Genomic DNA, 11,956 nt, shown 5'->3' on the forward strand with positions numbered 1-11,956 from the left:
AACACGTTCCGTATTCTCGATCTCCTATTCATCGCGCAGCAGAATTCGGTAGCTCTTAGTGAACCATTATGATAACCACAACAACTAAATAGACAGCGGCTCCCCAAGTAGGTTTACTTGGGGAGCCGCCGGTTGTTAGTCTATCCTCTTCTTTTTCTTAGCAGTAGCAAACCTGCAAGCAAGAGGATACACCCCGCTAACATGTAGCTGTACATATTCGTAGCCGTATTCGGCAATTTATTTCCGTTAGGCTCGTTCGTTGCCTGATCTCCGGATTGAGCCGGATCTCGTGGAGTCGAATCCGATACGCCTAATGTTGAATCGTCATGATCTTCCGGTGTTTGTGCACCAGTATTCGAATCCCCGTCGGAGTCTCCATTCGAGTCTTCATTTGAGTTCCCGTTAGAATCTTCGTCAGAGTCTTCGTTCGAGTTTCCGTTCGGGTCTTCATTCGAATCCCCGTCGGAATCACCCGTTCCACCCGGGTTCGTCGTATTTCCACCGTTGTTCTCGTTGTCCGTCACTTCAATGACATTGGATGGTTTCTCCGGAGTTGTCACGTTATCACCTGTGACTTCACCGATGTTTACGATCGCTTTACCGGCTTGTCCCGCCTTGACGGTTGCCTTGAACTCAATCGTATGCCATTCGGTATCCGTAATCCGTCCAAAGTTACCGCTCACTTTGCCGTTAACAACCTGGCCTTTGTCGCCATCAGCGTTATCGGTGACGGAGACGCCGTCCACCTTCAGGCTGCCTGCTACATACGCAAGCCCTTCCGGCAGGAGGTCAGCAATCACAAGGTTCGATACGTAGCTGCCCGAAACGGTATTGCGTGCGGAGATCGTATACTCCAGCGTATCGCCGACCGTGATGCTGCCGCCATTGAGATCCCGCGACGTCTTCCGTGATTCGATGACTGGAGAAGACGGAGTTGGTGGTGTTACAGGCGGTGTGACCGGTGGATTTGGATCTACCGGTGGATTGACGGGTGGATCGACTGGCGGATCAACCGGTGGGTCCACCGGCGGCGTGTCGCCTTCCTCAACCACAATCTCATCCGTTGGGCGGCTCGGCTGATCGATGTTGTCCCCGGTAATTTCACCGGTGTTACGAATCGATTCTCCGGCGTTCGCTACGATCTTCGCCTGGAACTCCAGCGTATGCCATTTCGTATCCCATACATCCCCGACGTTACCGACAACCTGACCTGAAGCATAATGGCCTTTGTCGCTGTCCTGGTCATCGGTGACCGAAACACCGTCGACCTTCAAGCTGCCCGGAATATATTCCAGACCGGCCGGCAGCGTATCCGATATGACGAGGTTGGACATATACGTATCGTCCAGCACCGTTCTTGTCCGGATCGTATAGGTAACGGTATCCCCGACTTCGAATGTTTGCTTGCCCGCTTCAAGATTCATTGCGGACTTCTCGGATACGATCACTGGATCGCGCGGATAGACCTTGACTTCTTCTTCCGGCTCACTAGGCTCGTCGAAATTATCGCCGGTGACAGCGGCAATATTCCGAATATCCTTGCCGGCTTGTCCGGATTGGATGATTGCATGGAACTGAAGCTCATGCCAATCCTCATCCCAGATATCGCCGAATCCTCCGTACACGGAGCGGGTTACCACATGGCCTTCATCGTCGCCTTCATCATCGGTGACGGATTGGCCATCCACGGTCAAGGTGCCCGGCACGTATTCCAGTCCTGCCGGGAGTGTATCCGTAATTTTCAAATTCGAGATATACGCATCCTGTGTCACCGTTCTTGCCCGAATGGTGTAGACAACCGTATCCCCGACTTCGAAATGGGTTTTGCCCGCATTCAGGTTTTCTGCAATTTTCTCCGATTCCACAACCGGATGACGCGGATAAACCTGAACTTCTTCCTCGGACTCGCTCGGTGTGCTCACATTCTCGCCACCGGCTACAGCGGTATTTCGAATATTTTTGCCAGCTTGTCCAGGCTCAATAATCGCTTCGAACTCCAGCGTATGCCACTCGGTGTCCGTAATATCCCCGAACAGGCCGATAACTTGCCCATCGGTATACATACCTCTGTCTTGATCGCTTGCGTCATCCGTGACGGCAGCGCCGTCTACCTTCAGGCTGCCCGGTACATATTGCAGTCCTGCCGGCAGATCGTCCGAGATAACCAAGCTGCTGACAAAGCTCTTTTCGATCGTATTCCGTGCCTGAATCGTGTACCGCAACGTATCGCCTGGTTCAGGGTTACCAGGGTCCGTGTTTCCGGCAGCCTTCGTTTGAAGGACGGCATTTTTGCTGGACTCCAGAACAGGAGGATTGAAACGGACCGTCGTGGTGGTTTCGTTCGATTCCTTCTCTTCCGTGTCGCCTGTTAGTAAGTTGTTATAGCTGATTTGTGCTTTGTTCTTAATTTGCTGATTGGCGGCGCTTGCTAGAACCTTGACTTTAAATTGCACGGTAACGCCGTCAGCCAATTGGCTCGTATTGGCCAAGTCGCCTAACTGAATGCTGACCTGGCTGCCGTCAAAGCGACCTTCGTCGGTGTCGTCGGCATCCGTCAGGTCTTTGGTGGTCGAGCCCAGGATCAATTTCATGGAGCCAGGGACATATTCCGTTCCTTGCGGAATCAGATCCGTCACGCTTGCATCGGCGGCGATGTCTCCGCCTTCATTCTTGATCTGAATCTCGTAGGTTACTTCATCGCCGGCACTCACTTCTTGTGGAGATGCGGTCTTGTTAGCTGTCACACAAGGCGACGTACCAAGGAAAATATCATCGATGAAGTTTCCAGCTCCAATGTTTCCACTTGCTGTACTCACCGCCTCAAAGCCGAAGCGAGTGACCGTTTGTCCTGCTGGGACCGTATACGTGCCTGTATAGGTTCCCCATGCTTTGTTACCGTCCGTCATTTGTTCTTGAACTTTGGTGTCGTACGGGTTAGCCGTTGCTGCTCCAATACGAAGCTGCATCGTGTCAACCCCTTGCCGTCCCATATGGGATAGGCGCCAATAGATGGTCTGTCCAGGGGTTGTCTTCACATCCTGGTAAAGCATCCCGTTTTCATAAGCATTTAGTTCCGCCCATTTCCCGCCGTCCGGGGGAGCTGGCCAGTTCTTTACAACCGCAGGATTATTTCGCTCCCAGTCCCATAGTTCAATGACTGGATAACCGTTAGCATCATCCGTGGTCTTCCATCCAGGTACTTCGGATTCATAATAGTAGAGTCCGGACGTATTAACAGCAGTTCCCCGGACAGCGCCTTGCTCAAAACTGCCATTGATCATTGCAACTGGCCTAGCGCAAGCATCAATGACTTCTCTTTCGAGAATACCACTCGACACTTCATTAGAATCGATCGTTTCCTCTTTGCCTGCCAGTAAGTTCTTATAATCAACAGTCGCTTGATTGGTGACCGTCTGGCCGACATGGCTGGATAATGCTTTCACTCTGAATTGAACTGTGATGCCGTCAGGCAAGTCATTGGTATTCTGCAAATTTCCGAGCCTAACGATCACCTTGCTGCCGTCAAAGTGTCCTGCATCTGTATCATCTGCATCGGTTAGATCAATGGTATTGGTCCCGCTCACCATTCTCATGGAGCCTGGAACATATTCCGTGCCCGCAGGAATGACGTCTTCAAAGACGGTATTTGCGGCAACGTCTCCGCCTTCATTTTTAACTGTGACTTCGTAAGTAAGTTCATCGCCTTCAAAAACTTCTCCAGCAGGAGAAACGGATTTCTCTGCGATAACACATGGTTCAGTTCCCAGGAAGATGTTGTCCAGGTAATTACCGAAAGCCAAGGCTCCAGTAGATGTACTAATTGCTTTAAATCCAAAACGTGTTACTGTTTGACCTGCAGGAACCGTATAACTCCCGGAATAAGTTTCCCATGCAGTCCCAGTTGAAATTCTCTTTATTTCTGGCGTGGTATTGAATGGATCGTTCGTAACCGGTCCAATATTAACACTCATCGTGTCCACGCCACTATATCCTCTGTGATCTAAGCGCCAATAGATTGTCTGCCCTGGTACAGTTGGTAAATCTTGATACAGCATACTATTTGTATCCGCATTTAATTCTGCAAATCTACTCGTAAGATTGTCCTGATTCGGAGTGTTTGAAGGTATCGTGCTTGGTCGGGCAGGGTCCATGATTTGAATGATCCCTCTTGGTGTACGGTTAGTATCCGTCGTATTCCACCCTGGAACCGTGTCTGCATAGTAGTAACCGCCTCCGGCTACCGAGTTATCAAAAGTACCAGGTCCCTCCGGCTTTTCAAATTCACCATTAATCAATGCCACTGGTGATGAACAAGCATTTGGAGGATTAAGTGGATACACGTCAATCGCATTCTTCGGCTCATCAGGCATATCTAGATTGTCGCCCGTAACAGTTGCTACATTTTCGATGCTCTTACCGGCTTGACCCGAAGTGACCTTCACTTGAAAAGTGATACGATGCCACTCAGTGTCGGTTACATCGCCAATCGTTCCGGTTACTGTAGAATCGACAAACTCGCCTTGATCATTATCTCGATCATCACTGACCGGTTGCCCCTCCACTGTCAGTGTACCCGGAACATATTCCAAGCCTTCCGGAATCGTATCCGAGATAACCATGTTTCGAATCAGACTTTCGGAGATCGTATTTCGACTCTGAATCGTGTATAGCAGCGTATCTCCCACTTCAGGCTGGTCCGCAACGGTGTTTCCATCCGCTTTTTCTTGAATCTTCGCCGATTTCTGCGATTCAAGTTGAGGAGGATTTGGATCGAAATTAGGAATGACACGCGAAGCGGCATCGTAAGTAATCTCAATATTTGTAGAGCTCAGGAATCGATAGCTAAGTGTTTCTGGATCAAGTTCGTATACGAGCGTGTTGGTGTTTCCAGCGCCCACATACATTTTCCCGTTCGGCAGGAAGCTAAGAGCCCGCGGTCCAGGATCGATGGATTGGCCGTCTGCACTTACCATAGGAACAGAACGTATTACTTCTGCCGTTGCCGGATCGATTTGATAGACCTTTACCTGGTCAACAAGATCCAAAAGCCAAATAAACCCGTTTTTGTCATAAAGAATGTCGCCACCGTTGCTACTTGTCAAGCCGGTAATAACCTTACGATCTTGCTGATTTGTTGTTATATCGTAGTATGCGAGATAATTCTCCCCATTTTCGGTGTAAATATAATAGTATTTATTATCCGGGCTAATTACGGCGTTTGCTGCTGTTCCGGTCAACGTGGCTACCTGTGTAGTAGCACCCGTTTCTGAAATCTTATACAGCCGATTGATGCCGCCACTTCCGCTAAATGCGTAGAAGGCATTTTCCGTCATGGACATCGCTAATCCATTATTAATGAGGAGTGAGTTGTTAAGTGCTAGGCTTGCCTTTGGGTCTAGCTCGCCCGGATTATTTCCGTCGATCTGGTAGATAGCATTCCCGGATATAATATAAGTATCAGTGTCATTAATCGAAAAGGATGCGGCCTGAGCCTGAGATGGCTGTAAAGGAAATATCCCGCCTAAAGCAACTAAAAATACACAAAACTGGATAAACAAACGCTTGATCAATTTTGTGCTCGTACCAGAATGAATACTGCTCAAACATCTCCCTCCAATCGTTGTTAGTCTTGGCCGTCATTGGACTGTAGTGAGCCTCAAATTTTAATACACTGCTTACCAAATCGAATCGAATCCGTACTATGACTCATGGAATGATCCCAATCAGTTCGGCCAGTATGAGCAAATAGCCGTTAGTTTCCTAGCGTCATCATGTACTCACGGGCTCCTACTATGTATTCTTTATTTGTTCAAATGGCGTTCCCTCCTTGAAGATTCATCTCATCTATAGACAAGGCTTGATGCCTGGACTATCATTATTTAAAATTTGAAATAAAACTAAAAAAAGAAAAACCCGTCCAAATAGCGAACGCTAAACAGACGGGGAATCCGTCGTATTCGGTAACTGGCTGGCAGTAGTACTTGCTTTTTCAGCAAATCCATTAGCCCCTGTAGCTTTGCGTCCCCACTTTTCAATGGGTTTGCCATTATCGTACGAGCATATTATTTAATTGGTAAATTTATCATTTCCTTAAAGTTACAATACAAATAATCCATAAGTTAGGTGCTAATGACTCAATTTTGCGGTAGTTTATCACTATTTGTCGTTTTTTGTGTTTCAGGCTTTTTTACTATAGATCAACAAATTTAGGTAGGACTTGACAAGCCAACAAACTTACTTTCAAAGCACTTAAGCCCATTAAATTATAGCTTAAGCCTATCTTGGTAAACAGGGAACGAGCCGCAATCCCATCCTTCCACAATAACAAACTTTTAATCCATCCACAGTGACCAACAAATCTGCATATAATTTGGGTTCATCTCCACCATGAACCTCTTCGACAAATACCTCGTAGATCACTTCCCTGGCGGTTGGAGCCGCTTGTCCCCGCAATTGCACCTCATACAACACCTCAGGAATAGGCTCAAAACGGTATCCATCCTTATCCAGCGTAAACCCAAGTCCAGCGAGATAGATTGCCATCGCTTGCAGACAGCCTTCAAATTGCAGCATACCCGGCATAACTGGATCGTTATGGAAATGGCACAAGAAAAACCATTCATCGGGCTGAATTTCCTTTTTGGCCTTTAAGTAACCTAACCCCCAAGGTCCCCCTTGCGGATCAAAGCATTCTACTTCATCAATCATGAGCATTTTTCCCGATTGAATACGCGGTGATCTTGTGTGCGTAAATGCCATTTCATATCCATTTCCGAAGCATTCGGCAGTACGCCCTTTGGAAAATAAGCTTACTTGTTCCTTGGTGAAAGAGCGATGTTCGCAAACCACAACAGGAGTATCCCGTCTGGCGTCTGCATTAAAGCGTGCAGCTTCAGCATCCCATTTCACACCACGGGCTCCAAGCAATTCATCTTTAGTGAAGAAACCTACCTGACCTATTCGCACGGTCAAGCGTTTCTGTCCTGCGGCATAACAGTCAGTGTGGAAAAAGGTCAGCCACATCTCGCCATTATTGACGTGACCATCCACAGTAAGTTCGGATGTAATTGTAGAATCAGGCTTAACAAGCGATTCATGAAACATGAACTTACAGCCTATTAACCGTGTAAGGCGTTCCCCTTTATTATATGAATCGATACCCAACGAGGACATGATCAGTGTAATAGGGTTTACCAGCGATTCAAGCATGAGACCTAATGACATATAACCATCATGTAAAAACCATGAGTCTTTCGAAACATCTGTTTCAAACCATATCTTACCAAGTCCAAGAGTGCCCGGCTCACCTTCCATACCGAGAACCCGATCAGCGAATAACAGCGGGGGTTTGGGCATACGCGTTTGATGAGCATACTTGTCCTGGAATTTGAATCGCTCTCCTAATATATCTGAAATCTTTCCTGACGTTAACACCTCAAGTTCAGGTCGGGAAAATGAAGGCCCCACAGGTCGAAATGGATATGAATGGTTACTTGTTTCTGTTGATTCAACGGTTTTCTTAAAGCTCATATCTGTCCTCCCATCCTTGGCCGACTCGATCTCCAGTAATTATGATGTCAACCGCCGAGAATATGAAATCCTGAGTCAACATGTAAGATCTCTCCGGTGACGCCTCTTGATAGATCGCTAATAAAAAATAATGTTGCATCTCCGACTTCGTCCTGGTCAACACCTCGACGCAAGGGGGACTTATCCTCGATGTCATGCATTTTCTTTTCAACGCCGGAAATAACTTTAGACGAAAAGGTAGGAACAATACCAGCAGATACAGCATTAACACGTATACCGTATTTTCCGACATCATCTGCCAAATAACGCACACTTGCTTCCAAAGCCGCTTTAGCAGCTCCCATCACATTATAGTTTAGGCCAGACAGTATTCGTTCTGAACCCAGGTAAGTTTGCGTAACAATACTTCCGCCTTCAGTCATGAGCTCCTTTGCTGCTCTTGTTACAGCTACAAGCGAATAAGCGCTAATTTCCTGTGCCAGTAAAAAGCCGTCACGAGAAATGTCTGTAAATTCTCCTTCAAGGTCCTCACCCCTGGCGAAAGCAATGGAGTGAACAAGTCCGTGAATCACACCGACTTCATCCTTGATTTTAGTAAAGGCTTCCTGAATGCTATCATCGCTCGCTACATCGCAGGAAACAATTAACTTGGGGGTTATGTTATGTTCGTCCAGTAACTTAACCAATTTTTTATAGGATCGTTCCCGTTTGTTCGTAAAGATTAAATTTGCTCCTGCATTATGTAAGGATTTTGTAATCCCCCAAGCAATACTTCGCTCATTCGCGATCCCCATAACAACCACATTTTTCCCTTTTAATAAGCCCGGCATTTTCTACCTCCTGAATTTGTTAATCAACCATCAACAAATGGATTTTTCGAAAAATAGGAAATGAATTGTTCAGGTCGAACATGTATGACATGACTAGCAAAATCAGGGCTGGCTGAACAAACAGAAAGCTTATAATTAGCAATCGTATCGTACTGCCTGAAATAGTAAGTTGATTCATCGAAATATATGGATGATACTAAAAAATTATCCTCGTGAACAAGATTAAACGTGTTCAAAGGTATATGAAGGCCTTACCCACTGCTTTTTATAAAGCTCTCTTTTAAAGTCCATAGGTCATAAAAGGCTTCCAACTGTGATAAGAAACTATATTTATTAATTGAAGATAAATGATTAACACATTCTTTTCGATAAAATCTCCTTAATCGCTGAAACAACCATTTAATTCAGCTTTTGCAACAACCTTATCCCCTACCATGGCCTCAGCCTCGGCGAAGATTGCATTTTCGATGACTCTTGTGAACTTGCATGTATATATAATTTGATCGCCTGGCTTGACTTTATCTAAAAATCTTGCCTTTTTAATTCCGGTAAACAGGAAGATTTTCTTCTCAGAGTCTTCTGTCTTACAAATTGATAATTTATGAAGCAAAATGAGGGATTGAGCCATACCTTCGATTAATAAAACACCCGGAAAAATTGGATTGTCAGGAAAATGCCCTGGAAAAAACCATTCATTGAAACTTACATTTTTCAAGCATGTGATATGATCATTGACTTCATAATCCAGTACCGAATCTACGAAAATAAAAGGATAATCCTGTGGCAAGAGAGATCTGACCTCATTGGAGCCTAGTCTCATAAGTAGCCAACCTCCCTCTCATCAGACACTTTCAAGCATCAGACAACTCGTGATACCTGACAAGTCTTGTGATGTAGTCACTATGTTTTGTTTTTTAGTTTTCTTGATATCATTCGATGTTAAATGAATCGGAGTTTTTTCCAGATCACGATGATTAAGCTCTGAAAGAGCTATGCTTTTTGGTAAAATGCCCTTGTTTAGCGAGATCAAACCTGCTGCAGCCTGGAACACTCCAGATGCTCCGTATGTTTCACCAATCGTCCCTTTAAGTGAACTAATGGGAATCTCCGGATTCGCGGATGCAAATAAATTATGAATTGCGTTCATTTCCACTCTATCCTGCGGATAAAATCCACTGGCTCCTGAGATGATGCCGCTTGTTTCACCGAAAACTCTATCCGCCTGCTTGAAGACTTGCCCGATCGCTCTTTCCATGGCATGAATGCGCGAATCTTCATCAACAGCGAAGGTGGTGGAATATGAAGCTATTTTTCCCAGTGGAGTTCCTCCACGCTCCAGGCAATGTGATAATTTTTCCAACAAAATAACCGAAGCACCTTCTCCCGGTATCCATCCCGTACTATCTGAAGAAAAGGGCTTGCCGGCTCTATCTGAATATTCTTTTGGCAGAACATTAGAATTTTGATAAATCCATAAAACTCTTTCGTTGATCTCTTCTACCCCGCCTACCAAAACCTGTTTAGCTTGTCCTTTATGGATGGATGAAACAGCGTAAGCTATTGCATCAAGTCCAGCACATTGTCCAGTAGCAATCGTAGTGTTGAATGCGCAGGCATTCATTCTAATAGCAAGTTGTGCAGCTGGAGCGTTGGCTATGGTATTTGGCGCCTGCATTGGGCTTACAGATTGGGGGCCCACAGTAATGGTTGTATAATCATAATCTGAAATGGCCTTGAGTCCGGAAAAGTTGCTTGCCACAACGACCCCCAAGTCCAAGGCCTCTGATTCCGATGCTGGATTGAGGTCACCCAATCCGGCATCTTGCCAGCATCGCACTGCAGCGCTCAACAGGTATTGTGTGCTGAGTGATAGATATTTTAACCCACGCTTGCCGATTAACTCTTCCGGGTTCCAATGGTCAACACAAATGGTTTCAATGACAGGCAGGTCTAGAAAGTCATTGCTTTTTGGACTTGTACTTTTTGAATCTGACTCCCCTATAAGACGCTCCCAAAATTGATTCTTATCCGTTCCAAACACGGATACAGATCCCACACCTGACACTACAACCGGATCATTATCATTCCACATTATCGATCTCTCCTAATATTATTGAACATATGTTGCCTCCAAAAGCAAAAGAGTTACTAAGAACGGTATGAACAGAACTGTCGATACTCTTATTTGGGATAACATTTGTAATACATTCCGGATCCGGGGTCGAATAATTCATGGTGGGAGGCAGCACTTGATGTTTTATAGACAAAGCGCTCGCTACTGCTTCAATTGCGCTGGCCGCCCCCATGGTATGACCCAGCATTGATTTTATGGAACTGGTTGGAATTTGATCTAATAATGATCCAAATACGGATTGCAATGCCTTGGATTCGGTTGAGTCATTGGCAGGTGTGCCTGTTCCATGAGCACTAATATAAGAGATTTGTTCTTTCTTGATTTTTGCATCCTTCAATGCGTTATTCATTGCAATTTGTGCGCCTAATCCTTCAGGATGTGGGGCAGTCGGATGGTGAGCATCACAAGAAAGACCATAACCAAGCAGTTCGGCATAAATCGGGGCGCCTCGTTTTAGGGCAGTTTCCAGATTTTCTAAAACTAACACTCCAGCCCCTTCGCTTACCATCATACCCTTGCGGTTTTTATCAAATGGTTGACAAATATCCGGCGCCATTGCCCCCAATCTGTGAAAAAGCGCAAAACAGCTTCGTGATAATCCATCCGAGCCACCAACAAAGACAATGTCCGCAGCGCCGCTTTGTATTAATTCACTGCCCTGCCCAATGGCATAATTTCCGGCAGCACATGCTGTAGGGATTGTAATAGATGGCCCTTCCGCCCCTAAATGCTTTGAGACACTGCCGGATATATATGAATCCGGGTATGCGAAGATCGACGGCGGTATAGTATTCGGGTTATTACTGATTCTAATATCGTGATCATCTTCAACGATGGATTGGTTTCCCATCGTAGTTCCTATGCACACACCAACTCTTGTTTTATCCGCAAATGACGTAATATTGGCATCATCTTTAGCCATTTGAGCTGCAGCAACTGCTAGCTGAGAAGTTCTGGCTAATTTACTTGCATGGGTATTGGCCAGGAATTGAACGGGATTAAAGTCCTTAATTTCTCCTCCGCGAGTAACCGTGAATTTATTTACATTGAAAGCTGTAATTTCTGATATTCCATTTTGTCCCTGACAAAGCTTGTCCCAAAAATCCCGAACTCCCGCACCTATAGGTGATATTACACCTAGCCCAGTTACTACAACTCTGTTAGCCATTATAAATCCCCCACAAATTATGATTTTGAATCTAATTTTTCACTAACCATCTTGATGACATCATTCAGGGTCTCCATCTCTTTGATATGCTTTGCCGGTATAACGACTTTGAGTTTCTTCTCTATTTCATACACAATTTCCAGGGCCACCATGGAATCGACACCCAGATCCTCTACAAAATTGTCATCATCTGCGAATTCATCGATTTCAATAACGTCTGCGACCAGCTTTGTCAATTCATCTCTCAGTTCTTTTGTTTCCATTTTTAATTCCCTCCAGGTATAAAATTCATTT

7 protein-coding genes and 1 riboswitch are annotated in these 11,956 nt (G+C 45.5%); all 7 genes read right to left on the bottom strand.

The window, feature by feature from the left end; translation table 11 throughout:
* Positions 1-140 precede the first annotated feature (140 nt).
* Positions 141-5,339 (bottom strand): isopeptide-forming domain-containing fimbrial protein, encoded by a 5,199-nt coding sequence (locus MKX98_RS25320; protein ID WP_339219131.1) that lies wholly within the window; start codon positions 5,337-5,339, stop codon positions 141-143.
* 617 nt (positions 5,340-5,956) lie between these two features.
* Positions 5,957-6,055: riboswitch (cyclic di-GMP riboswitch) on the bottom strand.
* Between the two features lie 221 nt (positions 6,056-6,276).
* Positions 6,277-7,530 carry a hypothetical protein gene (locus tag MKX98_RS25325; RefSeq protein WP_339219133.1) on the bottom strand — a complete coding sequence of 418 codons (1,254 nt, stop codon included), beginning with the start codon at positions 7,528-7,530 and terminating at the stop codon, positions 6,277-6,279.
* 47 nt (positions 7,531-7,577) lie between these two features.
* Complete coding sequence (gene fabI / locus MKX98_RS25330) at positions 7,578-8,360, bottom strand: enoyl-ACP reductase FabI (protein ID WP_194544084.1); 783 nt, start codon at positions 8,358-8,360, stop codon at positions 7,578-7,580.
* 379 nt (positions 8,361-8,739) lie between these two features.
* A complete protein-coding gene (fabZ, locus tag MKX98_RS25335) occupies positions 8,740-9,180 on the bottom strand; it encodes a 3-hydroxyacyl-ACP dehydratase FabZ (protein WP_194544085.1) in 441 nt (146 codons plus the stop codon).
* Positions 9,181-9,201: 21 nt separating this feature from the next.
* Positions 9,202-10,452, bottom strand: a complete 1,251-nt coding sequence (locus MKX98_RS25340) for a beta-ketoacyl synthase N-terminal-like domain-containing protein (RefSeq protein ID WP_339219134.1) — start codon at positions 10,450-10,452, stop codon at positions 9,202-9,204.
* Positions 10,442-11,662 (bottom strand): beta-ketoacyl-[acyl-carrier-protein] synthase family protein, encoded by a 1,221-nt coding sequence (locus MKX98_RS25345; RefSeq protein WP_194544087.1) that lies wholly within the window; start codon positions 11,660-11,662, stop codon positions 10,442-10,444. The genes MKX98_RS25340 and MKX98_RS25345 overlap by 11 nt, the downstream gene beginning before the upstream one ends.
* 17 nt (positions 11,663-11,679) lie before the next feature.
* A complete protein-coding gene (locus tag MKX98_RS25350) occupies positions 11,680-11,925 on the bottom strand; it encodes an acyl carrier protein (protein WP_194544088.1) in 246 nt (81 codons plus the stop codon).
* Positions 11,926-11,956: the final 31 nt, after the last annotated feature.

Source organism: Paenibacillus sp. FSL W7-1332, from assembly GCF_037969785.1.
GTDB lineage: Bacteria > Bacillota > Bacilli > Paenibacillales > Paenibacillaceae > Paenibacillus_AQ.